At 40.3% G+C, this 13,975-nt stretch carries 14 protein-coding genes; 7 read left to right on the top strand and 7 right to left on the bottom strand.

The genetic code is table 11. The features are described 5' to 3' along the window. Positions 1-160: 160 nt before the first annotated feature. Positions 161-811 (bottom strand): DsbA family oxidoreductase, encoded by a 651-nt coding sequence (locus OCU78_RS08115; protein ID WP_137373064.1) that lies wholly within the window; start codon positions 809-811, stop codon positions 161-163. A gap of 360 nt (positions 812-1,171) precedes the next feature. On the opposite strand from OCU78_RS08115, the gene OCU78_RS08110 reads away from it, so the two are divergent. The 3 genes from OCU78_RS08110 to OCU78_RS08100 all read left to right on the top strand — a co-directional run bounded on the left by OCU78_RS08110 (position 1,172) and on the right by OCU78_RS08100 (position 3,213). Next, complete coding sequence (locus tag OCU78_RS08110) at positions 1,172-1,849, top strand: glutathione S-transferase family protein (protein WP_137373065.1); 678 nt, start codon at positions 1,172-1,174, stop codon at positions 1,847-1,849. A gap of 192 nt (positions 1,850-2,041) precedes the next feature. Then, positions 2,042-2,383, top strand: a complete 342-nt coding sequence (locus tag OCU78_RS08105; protein ID WP_137373066.1) for a hypothetical protein — start codon at positions 2,042-2,044, stop codon at positions 2,381-2,383. 344 nt (positions 2,384-2,727) lie between these two features. Beyond that, entirely contained in the window at positions 2,728-3,213 is a 486-nt protein-coding gene (locus OCU78_RS08100) for a VOC family protein (protein WP_137373067.1), read from the top strand. A gap of 177 nt (positions 3,214-3,390) precedes the next feature. Here OCU78_RS08100 and OCU78_RS08095 read toward each other — a convergent pair whose 3' ends face one another. Then, the gene (locus tag OCU78_RS08095) at positions 3,391-3,885 is read right to left on the bottom strand and encodes a YcxB family protein (RefSeq protein ID WP_137373068.1); all 495 of its coding nucleotides are present in this window, start codon (positions 3,883-3,885) and stop codon (positions 3,391-3,393) included. 394 nt (positions 3,886-4,279) lie between these two features. Here OCU78_RS08095 and OCU78_RS08090 point away from each other — a divergent pair, with 394 nt between their 5' ends. Beyond that, on the top strand, positions 4,280-5,164 hold the full coding sequence (locus OCU78_RS08090; protein WP_137373069.1) for an MBL fold metallo-hydrolase: 885 nt from the start codon (positions 4,280-4,282) through the stop codon (positions 5,162-5,164). Positions 5,165-5,841: 677 nt separating this feature from the next. Here the strand turns inward: OCU78_RS08090 and rplY are convergent. Continuing rightward, positions 5,842-6,120, bottom strand: coding sequence for a 50S ribosomal protein L25 (gene rplY / locus OCU78_RS08085; protein WP_137373070.1), 279 nt, complete (start codon positions 6,118-6,120; stop codon positions 5,842-5,844). Positions 6,121-6,474: 354 nt separating this feature from the next. Here rplY and OCU78_RS08080 point away from each other — a divergent pair, with 354 nt between their 5' ends. Both OCU78_RS08080 and OCU78_RS08075 read left to right on the top strand, forming a co-directional pair. Next, a complete protein-coding gene (locus tag OCU78_RS08080) occupies positions 6,475-7,209 on the top strand; it encodes a glycosyltransferase family 2 protein (protein ID WP_137373071.1) in 735 nt (244 codons plus the stop codon). 8 nt (positions 7,210-7,217) lie between these two features. After that, positions 7,218-8,474 carry an LssY C-terminal domain-containing protein gene (locus OCU78_RS08075; RefSeq protein ID WP_137373072.1) on the top strand — a complete coding sequence of 419 codons (1,257 nt, stop codon included), beginning with the start codon at positions 7,218-7,220 and terminating at the stop codon, positions 8,472-8,474. 205 nt (positions 8,475-8,679) lie between these two features. Here OCU78_RS08075 and OCU78_RS08070 read toward each other — a convergent pair whose 3' ends face one another. From OCU78_RS08070 to OCU78_RS08055, 4 genes are all read right to left on the bottom strand, one after another. Beyond that, the gene (locus OCU78_RS08070) at positions 8,680-10,035 is read right to left on the bottom strand and encodes an ATP-binding protein (protein ID WP_137373073.1); all 1,356 of its coding nucleotides are present in this window, start codon (positions 10,033-10,035) and stop codon (positions 8,680-8,682) included. A 112-nt stretch (positions 10,036-10,147) separates the two neighbouring features. Further along, positions 10,148-10,807, bottom strand: coding sequence for a response regulator transcription factor (locus OCU78_RS08065; protein WP_137373074.1), 660 nt, complete (start codon positions 10,805-10,807; stop codon positions 10,148-10,150). A 92-nt stretch (positions 10,808-10,899) separates the two neighbouring features. Further along, entirely contained in the window at positions 10,900-11,292 is a 393-nt protein-coding gene (locus tag OCU78_RS08060; RefSeq protein ID WP_137373075.1) for a PepSY domain-containing protein, read from the bottom strand. 73 nt (positions 11,293-11,365) lie between these two features. Continuing rightward, complete coding sequence (locus OCU78_RS08055) at positions 11,366-13,108, bottom strand: DEAD/DEAH box helicase (protein ID WP_137373076.1); 1,743 nt, start codon at positions 13,106-13,108, stop codon at positions 11,366-11,368. Positions 13,109-13,217: 109 nt separating this feature from the next. On the opposite strand from OCU78_RS08055, the gene rsuA reads away from it, so the two are divergent. After that, positions 13,218-13,913, top strand: coding sequence for a 16S rRNA pseudouridine(516) synthase RsuA (gene rsuA, locus OCU78_RS08050; RefSeq protein WP_137373077.1), 696 nt, complete (start codon positions 13,218-13,220; stop codon positions 13,911-13,913). Positions 13,914-13,975: the final 62 nt, after the last annotated feature.

The following is a 13,975-nucleotide window of genomic DNA, read 5'->3' as shown; positions in this document are numbered from 1 at the left end:
CACATTGAACACTTACTCAGCTTACTATCTTTCCAAGCTTAGTTTATATCCTAAAAACTTAACGGTGCTAATCCATATTCTTTAACTGCTTAACTGCTTAACTGCTTAACTGCTTAGCCGATAGGGTTGAAGCATCAGCTAAGCAAATTATTGTGAACAGTTAGTTCCGCTTGTTCATTAACTCAGTTAAAAACTGTTTGTAGTTCTCAACTGGATGAGCACCAGTGACAGCGGATTCACGGTTAAAAACAACAGTAGGAACGCCAGACACTCCATGTTGTTGCCACTGGGCTTCTTGCATGCGGATCCTTTCTTTAAGCTTAGGTTTGTCTAACCAAGACATACCTTCATCAGCATCTAACCCAACTGCTGTTAATTCATTTCTCAATGTTTCATGGTTCGACACGTCTTTTTGTTCGCTGAAAAATGCAGTGAACAATCTAAGCTTAAGTTCGGTTTGTTTACCCTCAGTTTTCGCATAATCAAGCAGGACGTGAGCCTCTAACGTATTGACCATTTTCATGTCGTCGAAGTAAGTAAACTTGAACCCGTGTTCTGCGCCTGCTTGTGCAATGCGAATACGCGCTTGTGCACTTTCTTCTGGGCTAGAACCGTATTTTCTTTGTATATGAGCTCGTAAGTTTTCACCTTCAACAGGCATGTCTGGGTTTAGTTCGAAGGGTAGCCATTCAATATCAATTTTATCTGCAATGTTGAGCTCTTGGATTGCGGCTTGGAGATTGTTATAGCCAATGATGCACCAAGGGCAGACAACATCAGAGATGATTTCTAGCTTTATCTTATTGTTCATAACACACCACATGTATTTTCATAAATAAATTGAACGACTGTTCATAATTCTAATGATACTGTCACTAATTAACTACCAAGGAAAGCACTTTTTAGTTTCCCCAAAGTTTTTGTTTGTAGCGGTATTAATTAATGACTTTTCATCGCTGTTACTTTACTGCCGTAATTTACGCGTTAGTTATTGGGAGGACTAGGCGAAAATTAATTGTCTTAAGCTAAAAATTAACAACATGAACATATGTTCAATTTAATTATTGAACGGTCGTTCTTGTTGGTGTAGTGTTTCTTTTATCAAAGGGCAGCGTTGCCTCAAATGAGTTCTATATAAAACTGAATGACAGTCCTAAAAAAGGGTCACATTATGCTTAACTTCTATTTCCACCAGACACCCAACCCAATGAAAGTTGCTTTATTTCTAGAAGAGACAGGTTTGGATTTCCAACTTGTTCCTGTTGATACACTTAAAGGTGACCAACATACCGCAGAATATCGGCTGATTAATCCAAACGGAAAAACACCAGCGATTGAAGATGACGGTCAGCGTGTTTTTGATTCAAATGCCATCCTCCTTTACCTTTCAGAAAAAACAGGAAAATTAGGAGGGCAAGCAGAAGACCGTGCAGAATTACTTTCTTGGTTAATGTTTATAGCTTCGGGTCTTGGTCCATTTTCTGGTCAATCTGTTCACTTTCGCCACGCGGCACCTAAAGGTCAAGATTACGCAGTAAACCGTTACTTACGTGAAGCCGAGCGTCACTATGAAGTGCTTGAAGCTCATATGGATGGACGCGAGTTTATCGTGGGCAATGAATTTACTTTGGTTGATGTGGCGGCTTGGGGATGGCTAGATAAAGCTACTGTGGTACTGGGCGAAGAAGGGTTAGCACCTTATCCGAATCTAAACCGTTGGTTTGATGCAGTGAATAGCCGACCAGCAGCACTACGTGCTCGTGATATCGCAAAAGATGTTGAATTTAAGAGTGAATTTGATGAAGAAGCGCGACGTGCATTTTTCCCTTCAAACTACCCAAAAGCATAATTGATAGAGCAAGCCATTCAGCTAAATAGCCCGCATCTTAGCGATGATTAAATCTGTCGTATGATTATAAATAAAGCTGTTAGATCTCCCATCTAACGGCTTTTTAGTAAAAACAGCGGTTGTCGAGGCTAGAATAGTAAGGCTATTTATAGCAAAGTAGAGGACAGTTAATTAAGTCAAAGGGACTAATCTATGTTGGTTGAGTTGGAACAACTTATTGATTCAAAAGATGTCATTGTGCTTAGTACTCCTGAAGAAACCGCTGTAACTTGGTTGCTCGAACCATATAAAAACTGCGCGAATATTCGAGTCATAGAAGATGCGCATAAGCTGGATACAACGATGATTTTGGAAGCCTGCAGCTTAAATCTTAGCGAAAGCAAAAAAGTAATCCTTACCGCCCAGTTTCGGAGTCAGCTACCAGTTATCAATATTGCTTCTTTGTGTAATGAAAAGCGGAAAAAATTGGTAAACATAGAGCTATTAGGCTGGAACGAAGAAAAAGCAGAGCCATCTTCATATAGTTCCTTTTAACTACATGACTATCCCGCAAGTTAAGGCGGTTGGGTTATGTGCTCGTTTCATACTTAGCCACAAGAATTAGGTGGTTAAGATACGAAGCAGCGAACCGTAGTGTCTATTTTGTTTCTGAGTCTCCGCACTGAGAATCGTCAGAATCGAGTAGATTTTTTTCCGACACCTTCCACACCGTATTAGCATTTTTGCAGACTAACGTTCTTCTCAAATTACATTGCTTAAATAACGTAAAATTATCATTAATATAAAATACGATAATTTTATTTAATTTACTTGTGTCCATATACTCTCTTCATCGAAACGAAACATATACAGAATTAAAAACGAATTTGGAGCAAGTTATGAAAATGAACCACGTAGGCATCATGGTTGGCGATATGGATAAAGCGGTAGAGTTCTACACTCAGGCTCTTGGTCTAAAAATCGTAATGAACAACACGAAAGTAATCGAAGAGCGCGAATCAGCAATTGGTCGAATGTGTATTGCCGTATTCGGTGAAGGCTTCAAAGGCTTTAACATTGCCCACTTAGTGACTTCTGATGGTATTGGTGTTGAGCTGTTTGAAATGAAAGAACGCCAAGAACGCCACGAAGTTGATTTTTCTCGCTTAGGCATCTTCCACTTCTGTCTACAAACAGATGACTTTGAAGGCGTGATGGAGAAAGTAGAAAAATTCGGCGGAAAAGTACGCATGGACGTAATGCGCTACCATCCAGAAGACGACAGTAAGCAAGCGAAAATGGTTTATTTAGAAGACCCGTTTGGCAACCTATTCGAACTTTACTCGCACACATACGAAGAAACATACGCGACTGATTACGAGTAATAGCGTTTACCTACCTAACGTAAGGTAGAAAAACTGAAGCACCCCCTAAAGAGGATTGGTAGAAATATCAATCCTCTTTTTGTTTAGGGATATTTAAACTGTGTTTGTATGAAACCTTCTAATCTCCGACTAAGTCATGACTAATTTCACTTAGTCACGACATTGAAAGCAGTAATGTTAGTCCGTTTTCGATGCTGCGTGCTGATCGAGAATGAATTCAATTACTTCATCATTTAAACAAGATTTACTGACATATTGGCGCTGCTTACCCATGTGAAGGATAAGCCCTAAATCGGTTTGTTGAAGTTGGTCGATTTCACTCCAGGTGATGTTACGGGTATTTTTCCCGTTTTTATAACTTACACCGTCAGAATCAACCTGAAAAACTACTTTGCTTCCTGAACTCGAACTGATGGTTTGTCGCCATAACCACCAGGTTCTTTTGCAGTAAACACTGAACGCCTCAATCACACTTAAAACAATAAAGAACCAGCCAACGTAGCCATTGGGTAATAGCTCAAATTCTAATAGAACCACACCAAACACAAGGAAAAGGATGCCTTTTAAATAGGCTTTTGGAAATTTAGCTGGAAGGCTAGTTTGATCATAACACTCTGCAAAAAAGGGCTTATCGAGGGTGTATTCTGTAGTGAAATCGAAATCTTTGGACATATGTGACTGCTTTAAGGTTTTCTGTGAATGAGTATTCTACGCTGCGATCTCGCAACTCAAGTATTGTATAGCTTCTCGGAACTTTCCTTTAACTATTTTGCTTCTCTTTTGTAAATCAATGATACCGACGGGCTCTATTTACACCGAGCTAATTTGTTACCTCAATGAGTATTAAGCCGTACATATAAAGCTAAAAACCAACCCATTAAAAGTTATGTGCTCTGTAAATTTCTATGAAGCTTATGGCTTGATTAGGCATATAAAGCACGAATGGTCTGCATTTAAGGACATGATTTGTTCGAATAGTGAAACAATGTTGTTCAGTTTTCTGTGTTTATTGGGGTGAATAGTAAACATATACTTTTTACGAATTCACTTTTTGGAGAACAATTCAATGTCTATTTCATTTAAGCAACTTACTAAGGTCATAGCGTTAGTCGCGTCCACGGTACTTTCGGTTAACGCAGCACAAGCCGCAGAGTTAAAAATTCAAGTGTTCAACCCCGGAGAGAAAAGTCTATTCCCGGTTTCCTCGACACTCGTTACTGGTCCCAAAGAAGCGGTACTAATTGATGCACAATTTCAGCGTGATGATGCACAAAGCGTATTGAAAATGATCAAAGACAGCGGCAAAGAGCTTAAAACTATTTATATAAGTCATGGAGATCCCGATTTCTACTTCGGTTTAGACGTCATTACTGCTGCATATCCCAAGGCTAAGGTTGTTACTTCTCCTTTGTCGTATAAGCATATTGAAGAAACTATTGAAGGGAAGCTAGCATATTGGGGACCAATTCTTGGTGAGAATGCTCCTAAAGAAACCATTATGCCGGATATCCTTTCTGGAGATACTCTTACTCTTGATGGGGAAAGCATAAAAATAATAGGGCTTGATGGTATAGACCCTAAACATACTTTTGTTTGGATACCATCGCTTAAGACTGTTGCTGGTGGGGTCATTCTCTATGAAAATGTTCACGTTTGGATGGCGGATAATCAAACTGCATCTTCTCGCGACAATTGGTTAACTACACTAGACGGCTTAGCTTCACTCAATCCAAAACAGATCATTCCGGGTCATTATATTGGAAAAAGCACTCAAGATTTGAGTTCTGTTAAGTTCACTCAATCTTATATTCGTGAGTTTGAAGATGCAGCGATTAAAGCGGCTAATTCTGCAGAATTAGCTGAATCAATGAAAGAAGCGTACCCTAAATTCAAAAATATAAGTGATTTAGAGCTCAGTGCAAAAGTAATAAAAGGTGAAATGCAGTGGTAACATGCCGCCAGCTCATTTCTTATTAAACTATTCAGTACTATAGGATGAGTGTTTATGATAGCCGACTCTGATTCGTTGTAAGAGTCGGTTTACTCTGGCGTAAATAGAACCAGCGGCAGATTTTTAACCAGAGCCGCATGACCCTTATTCAGCTCCCACTGAGCATCAAAATTATCAAGCCTGGGAAAGTGGTGGTTAAAGGCTCTTCTGTTAACCCCCGCACCTAGACAACCGCTACTTGCCTTACCGTGATAATAATTATGTACGATGGTTCGGTCGTTTCAGCTCTTCTTAAGCGATAAGGGCATTACAAACGGTTCGAAAGTACAATGAAATATTTCATCGCTCTGCTTCCCTTGAACTCGAATTTATTACAACACTTTGAATCTTGCGCCGTGAAGTGACTTGCATTCAAAGTATAGTCATGCAGCAATCGTCCTAAGTAGGGTAGAACCTTGTCATGCAGAGTCAAATAATGATTGAGCGGATCACTCTGGTGAGTGTAGACCAATTGTATTGCGAGAAGTTGTGGACGTTTTTGAGGGCTCAAAAACGGTGAAACCCCGATGTTGGTAGCATCGGGGTTTCGAATTTCTTAGATTTCACGACTGGTAAGATCGTTTATCTTTTCTATGCAGAAGGCTGGATTAATCCAATCTTTATTCCTTGGTAGGGAATTAGATACGGATGAAGTCCATGTGCTCAACTTTAGGCTTGAACGCGTGACGTTGAACGTCTTGCGGCTTAACCTTAACTTCAGCGCCGTCAATCACAAGAGTGATTACTTCGTAGAACTCAGGCTTATCCATTTGGTTGATCACGTCAGTGTGAACAAGTTCGATAGATACTGCTGCTTCTTCACCACCGTAGATTACAGCTGGGAATTTACCAGCGTGACGTAGGCGGCGGCTCGCACCTTTACCTAGTTCAGTACGTACTACTGCTTCAAATTTCATAGTTTTACTCTCAAATTAGTAAAATTTTAATTTCACACGACAATGCGACCTTGTCAGTGTAGTAAAACTCACACAAGAAGTTCCTGTCTGAGCGAGCGCGGATACTAACACTCTCAGATAAATGGAGCAAGAGTGAGAGGGCGTTTAATCACTAAGTACACATTATTAAAGTTTACCTGCTGTCATTTTATCCAACATTAGACCAATTTAGGCTCTTTACCGATTCAAGCTATTTATCGAAATTCATTATTCGCCTGTTCGGTGAATGGAATATGAACATTCCGCTAAGCATTCATTAAGGCGAGTGCCGCTAATCTACACCTACATTAAATGAACAGAAAGATAGGTGAAGTTATGGAACCGGTAAGCATTGTAGTCATTACATTAAATGAAGAAAAACGGATTGGTCGATTGATGGAAGAGCTTAGCCAACAAACACACCAAGACTTTGAAGTGATAGTGGTCGATTCAAACAGCGAAGATAATACTAGGGAAGTCGCGCTGGCTTATGAAAATGCTCTGCCATCTTTGACGGTACACAAAATGGAAACGCGTGGTGTCAGTTTAGGTCGTAACACCGGGGCGTCACTAGCTAAGTACTCAAGAATTTTGTTTCTTGATGCAGATGTTAGCTTAAATAAGAATTTCTTAGCGAGAGCTTTGGGTGAGCTAGAAGAGAGAAAGTTAGAAGTAGCAGGCGTATATATGAGCTCTAAAGACTTACCTTTGGTTCATAAAATGGGATACGGGCTATTTAATATTGGTCTGTTCACTACGCAATTTGTATTTCCAACCGCAATAGGGGCCTGCATTTTTTCAACGAAACGTGTACATGATGAAATTGGTGGCTTTGATGAAGAAATCGTTTTATGTGAAGACTGTGACTATGTAAAACGAGCAAGCAAAACCTGGCGTTTCCGTTTCTTAAATATGACGTTTGGTTTTGACCCACGAAGGCTTGATCAAGATGGCGTGTTTAAAACGGGTAGTACCTATTTAAAAGCGAATGTGAGACGCATGTTTTTTGGTGAAATGCGTAATAACGAAATGGACTACAAGTTCGGTCATTACAACGAACAGCAACAATAGGGCGAACTATGTTTGAGGGGTTCAGTTTATTTCTGGGGGCGTTGGCAGATGCGCTGATTGGACCCAACCTGTTTGTTCCTGGTGAGCCATTTTTTATAGCCGCAGGCTATCAGTTGTATCAAGGTGCTTGGTCTGCTGTGCTATTTGTCATGATAGGTGGTTTAGTCGGTGACCAATTAAGTTATTTTATCGGCTTACATTGCGGGCAAAGAGTTCAACGTAAAATTATCTTAGTTCAGCCGAAAACAAAGCGTCTTATTGCTCGCTGCCGATACTTAATGTCAAAGCGAGGAAGCTACATCATCATGTTTGCCAGATTATTAGGTCCGATTGCTTGGATTGTGCCTTTTATCGCGGGTTCGCATAAAGTGAAGTGGCGAAGCTTTAGTGTGTTTTCCATTGTGGGCTTAATACTTGGCGGTGGGCAATTTATAATATGGGGTTTAATTCTAGCGCATGGTGTTGAACATTTTCCTCTATTGAATGAAGCAAAGATCTTTGTTGTCGAGCATCAAATTACTTTACTCGCATTAGTGCTTGTGACGTTGATGGGCATTATTGGCTATAGATATCGTTGGCGTTATCTATTTGCAAAGGTAAGTGTCTTGTTAGTGACATTACTTGTTTACTGCAATTATGCTCATTTTTTTTGGTACTCGGATGACTTTAATACCGAAGTAAATAATAGGATTAAAGCATCTGAAAGTAGCTCAGAATTAAGCTATAAAGCGTTCCCTGGGAAGTCAGCATATTATGATGCTCAAGCGATTAATATTCAGTATATCGGCGAAACTCCAAGACCTTTAATGAATACTCTTGGCTGGATAGAAAATAAAACATTCTCTAGACATGAAATTGAATTTGCTGGCTATGTTTCATTATTGCGCAGTCAAACTCCACCTGTTTCGGATTTATATTGGCAGAAAAAACCGCAAGATATGGCTTTCCAGTTGCCTGGAACTTTAATGAAAAGAAGCCATATTCGCTGGTGGAAAGTGGGTGTGCAACCCGAAACTAAACAACCACTGTGGTTAGGTGCAATTAGCTATGATGATGGATTAAAACTTACGTCATATTCTGGAATTATGACGATTCTGCATAGTATCGATCCTAACGTAGATAAAGAACGAGACAAGCTGGAAGAACAAATTAAGCAACAACGTCCAGACATCCGCATCGAGAAGCAGCAGCTAGTACAGCAAGAAGTTATGGATGAAGAGCATGATTACTATACAGATGGCAATATTCTGATAATAAGTGGATGAATGATCGGTCCGTAGTAAACAACTTTAATAAGTGATTATAAAAATGGCAGCGATTATTCGCTGCCATTTTTTGGTAAATGCTTCCTTGGATTATGTTTTGCTGGAATCTATTTTGTAGGCTTTATGCTTGTGAGCTCTGAACCGTAAGCTCATATAGTTGACCTACGCTTTGAGATTTACTTTTCCAAACAAGAAAAGCAAAAGCTTAGCCTTTAAATTGATTCAGTATCAACGTTGCTTTTAAGCCGCCCATCGAGCTTTCAGCCAATTCGAGGCTACCGCGATAACTGTGTGCCATTTCATTCACGATATTCAAGCCTAAACCAGTTCCAGGAGTGGTCTCATCGAGTCTTACACCTCGCTTAATGACTTGTTCAAGCTGCTCTGGAGGTATGCCTGTTCCGTCATCTTCAATAATGAGTTCAATGTTGCCATTTTCAAGCTCAGTTGAATGAACTCTTATAATGCTGCTTGCCCATTTATAGGCATTCTCTAATAAATTACCGACCATTTCGTCGAGATCGGTCTGATCAACCGCGACTTCCAGTTCAGAATCAAGCTCATTGATTAATGTGATCTCATTGGCTGCGTACACTTTATCAAATGCCATAGAAATAGCGTCTATACGCTCAGAAGGTGAAGACTTTACCGATAGGATATTCATAGCACCAGCCATGCGCGCTCGACCTAAATGATAGTCGATATGATCTTGTAATTGATTAGCGGGCTGAGCGAGTTTTTCTTGCTGCTCTTGTGGTAGCGATGCAATTTCATTTTTTAAAACAGAAAGAGGTGTTTTTAACGCATGTGATAAGTTGCCAGCATGGTTTCGTGCTCGTTCTAGTAACTCTTGATAATGAAAGAGAAGGGCGTTTAGGTCAGAAACTAATGGCGAAACTTCCCTAGGGTAATTGTTGCTTAAAACTTGCTGATCTCCTTTTCGGAGCATCGCAAGTTCGCGCTGCATTTTATTTAAAGGTAGTAGGGACCAACTCACCTGTATTCCGATTAAAAGCAGTACGCCAATAAAGAGCAAGCCTAAGATTATCCAAACCTGACCGGTGAGTTTATGCAGTGTTGACTCTAGAGGGTCTTCATCTAAACCGACAATTATAGTGACAGGGTCACCTAATTCGGGGAGGTAAATGTTTTGTTCTACGTAGATTAACGACTCACCCTTTGCCCCTTTGATCACTTTGCGAATAGGTTTGTCAGTGATAGAGAGATTCTTATCCCATAAGGATCGAGATCTGAGTGTTTGATCTTGTGTGGCTGCTCGCCAGTACACGCCGCTATAAGGTTGGTAAAATCTTGGGTCTGAAAGACGTTCAAGCATGACAAGCTGATTGTTTTTATCAACTTCAATATTGGCGGTTAATTCATCTAGGGTAAGATTCAGCTGCTGTTTCACATCATCAATAAGATAATCATTAACGAGTTTAGGTATTCCAATACCTGCCGCTAAGATCATTGCCCCAAGCCAAAAAGCCGCTGCGAGAAGCAAGCGGCTTTTTAAGCTGATATTTTTTAAGTTTGGTTTACTGAGCGCGGCTTTCGGCACGGTGAATCCTTTTAATCAGCGCAGGAAAATAGTGGTTGTTTAGGGTAATGAGCGTATTTATTACTACGCTCATTGGCATTATCAAAACTGTACTCGTTGACTTTACTCGGTATTAATCAACGTTAAGTTGATAACCAAGACCACGAACGGTTTTAATCACCTTCGGGGCAATTTTTTTACGGATACGACCAATAAAAACTTCGACGGTATTAGAATCGCGATCAAAATCTTGTTTATAGATATGCTCGACTAATTCGGTTCTAGAAATGACTTTGTCAGCATTATGCATAAAGTACGCAACTACTTTATATTCTAAAGCCGTTAAGCTTACTGCTTGACCTTGCCATAATACTTTTGAGCTTCTTGTATCTAAGCTTAAGTCACCCATTTGTAGTATAGGAGAGGCGTTACCTGAAGCTCGGCGTAATTGAGCTCGGATACGAGCAATAAGCTCAACCATTTCAAAAGGTTTAGTTAGGTAGTCGTCTGCTCCGGCATTGAGACCTTCAACACGTTGAGTCAAGGTGTCACGTGCACTTAAAATGACTACCGGTGTATTGATGTTTTCGTCTCGAATACCTTTAAGTACGGTAAGACCGTCAAGTTTTGGAAGACCAAGATCAAGAACAATCGCGTCCCATTCTTCTGAAGTCGCACGGTAAAGTGCATCAATACCATCTTGCGAAAGCTCTGGTACCCAGTCAGCTCCTTCAAGCGTTTTTATAATTTGTTGACCTAAACTTGGATCGTCTTCAACCACTAAGATTTTCATATTAATACCATTAATTATTTCTGCTTGAGCTTATTGTTCTTGAGGTTATTGTTACTGCAGCTTTAGCTTTATTGTTATCACTGATGGTCACGTTATTTTTTAATTACATCTTGTAAATTTCGACCTTTGATTTCGAGCATTTCTAACGTTGTCGCGTTGTATTCGACTTTAATCACGTTGTTGTCATGGACTAATTTGAGTTCATATACCCATTCATCGTCATCTTCTTCCAGTTCAACTCTGATCACTCGCCCGTTCAATTGAGATTCAATCGTTTCATAAAGCTCAGAAAAAGGTTTGATTAAGCCATCTTTGACTGCGTCATAGACTTCATCTTGATCTTCATCGAACTCAATACGTGTGCCTTCTTTATATACATCCTGGACGAGTTCATGACCATTATTATGGTCTTTAGCCATTGCTAGGTTAGGCAACAGCAAGGCACAAAGCAAAGGTAAGGTTGCAATCATTAGTTTACTTAACATAGCTGATCCAAGGTTAGGTCGATATTCATTAGTATAAAAGAGCGAAGATGAATAGAAAGTGAATCTAGTCAGCTTAGCGATCTTGAAGCTCGTCTTCAAAAATTTTGTCGCGCATTTTCCAAAAACGTCCTGCTTTTCGTGCAATCACAAATTGAGGTGGGCGGAACCTGTGTTGGTTTGATACCACTTTACTTGGAGAAGCCTCTTCAAAAGGTCGATGCCTGTCAGCTAAATGTGGTCGAACGAATTGATCTTTGAAGTTCTGTTTTTGTTTTTTGGTTGTGAGTGACCAAAACTCATGAACTTGAGCTTGGTTCTCGCCACGGTAGGTCACTTTAAGTTGTGACTTTCCTTTATCATCTTTGAAGACATTTAAATCCATCTCTAAACATTCGAAAACTAATGCGTCTTTTAGATTTAAGGCTTCTTTCAGCTTTTTATCAGGATCTACTAAAGTTGCATCGCACTCGTGACATATTCTTGCGGCAATGTCGTTATCGGCACCGCACTCATTACAGTATTTAGCTCGAAATCGGTAGCCGCAGTGCTCTCGTTCGCCTGTTTCTTCATCAGTGAAATAGCCTTGGCACTTACGACCAAAGTGTTCTAACAAAAAGCCATTGCTGTCTAGTTTTCCCCAGAAGTTATTGTTGAATCCGCATGCCGGGCAGGGAATGGTGATTATCTCGCTGTCTGAATCTGGTTTTGGATCCCCAACTTCTGGCTGATATAAGTCGTAACTGTTACCAGCATAATCGAGCACCAAACACTCTTTTTTACCTTCAGAAAGTCTTAAGCCCCGACCAACAATCTGCTGGTATAAACTTATTGACTCAGTTGGTCTTAAAATGGCGATAAGGTCAACGTGCGGAGCATCAAAGCCGGTCGTTAATACGGATACGTTCACTAAAAACTTGATTTTACGTTGCTTAAAATCGTTAATGATTTGGTCGCGTTCCAGCGTCGGTGTATCGCCTATAACAATTGATGCTTCACCTTCAGGCAATAAACTCAGGATTTCTTGTGCATGTCGGACTGTGGCTGCAAATACCATAATGCCGAGTTTGTCTTGAGCAAGATGAACGATTTGATCGACGATTTGAGGGGTAGCTCGTTTAGACTGCTCAATCACCATATCCAGTTCAGCTTCTTTGTATCGCCCAGTACTGGCAGGTTTTAACTGAGAGAAGTCATAGCTTAAAACTGGTGCATCAATCATACGTGCAGGGGTAAGAAACCCTTCATCTAGAAGGTAGCGAATGGGTAGTTCAAAAATGCAGTCTTTGAAAAAACGAGGTTCTTCACTGCGCACTTGCCCACGAGTGTGGTACTGATAAATCCAACCCATGCCAAGTCTATAAGGGGTGGCGGTTAACCCAAGCACTTTGATTCCGGGGTTATTTTCCCTTAAGTGACTTATGACTTTTTGATAGCTACTGCCTTTTTCATCTGGCACGCGGTGGCATTCATCAATAACAAGTAATGAAAACTGGTTTGAAAAGGAATCTAAATTTCTGACTACGGATTGAACAGAAGCAAACACCACTTGTTGATCCGTTTCTTTCCGTCCCAAACCGGCCGAAAAAATAGCCCCTTTTAAGTCATACCCTTCGTACTTTGCGTGGTTTTGCTCAACCAGTTCTTTAACGTGAGCAAGAACTAATACTCGCCCTTTGGCTAGACGGGCAAGTTCAGCGATTACCAAGCTTTTTCCTGCTCCTGTTGGTAAGACTAAAACAGCAGGAGTTTGGTGTTTTCTGAAGTAGTGAATAACCGATTTAACAGAGTCAGCTTGGTAAGGTCGAAGAGTGTACATACAGTATCTTGTAATGTTATTGGCAAGGCGATAAACAAATAATGTGAAATCGCTCAACTATTTCGATAAAGGTGACTATAATACCTGACTTAAATCAGATGAGGTATTCATGCGTTTAGATAAATTTTTGTGTGATGCACTAGGTGCAACCCGAAGAGAAGCAACAAAAACATTACACACCAAGACAGTAACGGTTAACGGCGTCATGGTGAAAAGTGGTGCAACTAAGATCACTGAAGAGTGTGTAGTAGAGTGGCAGGGTAACGAGCTACGAGTCCATGGACCGCGTTACATCATGCTTTATAAGCCAGAAGGTTTTGTGTGTTCACATGAAGATGGTTCAAACCAAACTGCATTTGAGTTGCTCGATGAAATCAAAATGGACAAATTACATTTTGCTGGTCGACTTGATGTAGATACCACCGGTTTAGTTTTAATTACAGATGATGGTCAGTGGTCGCATCGTATAACTTCGCCTAAGCATAAATGTCAGAAGACATATCGCGTATGGTTGGTTGAACCCGTTGAAGATGATTATGTTGAAAAGTTCAAAGAAGGCATTCAACTTAAAAGTGAAACAGGTTTAACATTGCCAGCTCATTTAGATGTTAGGGCTGAGAAAGAAGTCTTGCTGACTATCCATGAAGGTAAATACCATCAAGTAAAACGCATGTTTGCTGCACTAGGTAACAAAGTGGAAGCATTACACCGTGAGAAGATTGGTGAGATTGAAATGGATGAAGAATTAGAGCTGGGTGAATATCGCTATCTCACTCAAGAAGAAGTCGATTCTATCTGGAAGTAAATGCTTTAAGTCTAAATCTTAAACGCCAATGATAAGTTGGATGAACAATCGCAAGTTGGATG

This window comes from Vibrio gallaecicus (assembly GCF_024347495.1).
GTDB lineage: Bacteria > Pseudomonadota > Gammaproteobacteria > Enterobacterales > Vibrionaceae > Vibrio > Vibrio gallaecicus.
This window is presented reverse-complemented; position numbering and strand designations above follow the sequence as displayed.

Bases quoted from the DNA above. Each gene is read 5' to 3' on its own strand.
- OCU78_RS08095 (WP_137373068.1), bottom strand. From the start codon at position 3,885: ATGTCCAAAGATTTCGATTTCACTACAGAATACACCCTCGATAAGCCC.
- rplY (WP_137373070.1), bottom strand. From the start codon at position 6,120: ATGAAATTTGAAGCAGTAGTACGTACTGAACTAGGTAAAGGTGCGAGC.
- OCU78_RS08100 (WP_137373067.1), top strand. From the start codon at position 2,728: ATGAAAATGAACCACGTAGGCATCATGGTTGGCGATATGGATAAAGCG.
- OCU78_RS08110 (WP_137373065.1), top strand. From the start codon at position 1,172: ATGCTTAACTTCTATTTCCACCAGACACCCAACCCAATGAAAGTTGCT.
- OCU78_RS08060 (WP_137373075.1), bottom strand. From the start codon at position 11,292: ATGTTAAGTAAACTAATGATTGCAACCTTACCTTTGCTTTGTGCCTTG.
- OCU78_RS08055 (WP_137373076.1), bottom strand. From the start codon at position 13,108: ATGTACACTCTTCGACCTTACCAAGCTGACTCTGTTAAATCGGTTATT.
- OCU78_RS08115 (WP_137373064.1), bottom strand. From the start codon at position 811: ATGAACAATAAGATAAAGCTAGAAATCATCTCTGATGTTGTCTGCCCT.
- OCU78_RS08090 (WP_137373069.1), top strand. From the start codon at position 4,280: ATGTCTATTTCATTTAAGCAACTTACTAAGGTCATAGCGTTAGTCGCG.
- OCU78_RS08075 (WP_137373072.1), top strand. From the start codon at position 7,218: ATGTTTGAGGGGTTCAGTTTATTTCTGGGGGCGTTGGCAGATGCGCTG.
- OCU78_RS08080 (WP_137373071.1), top strand. From the start codon at position 6,475: ATGGAACCGGTAAGCATTGTAGTCATTACATTAAATGAAGAAAAACGG.
- OCU78_RS08065 (WP_137373074.1), bottom strand. From the start codon at position 10,807: ATGAAAATCTTAGTGGTTGAAGACGATCCAAGTTTAGGTCAACAAATT.
- OCU78_RS08105 (WP_137373066.1), top strand. From the start codon at position 2,042: ATGTTGGTTGAGTTGGAACAACTTATTGATTCAAAAGATGTCATTGTG.
- rsuA (WP_137373077.1), top strand. From the start codon at position 13,218: ATGCGTTTAGATAAATTTTTGTGTGATGCACTAGGTGCAACCCGAAGA.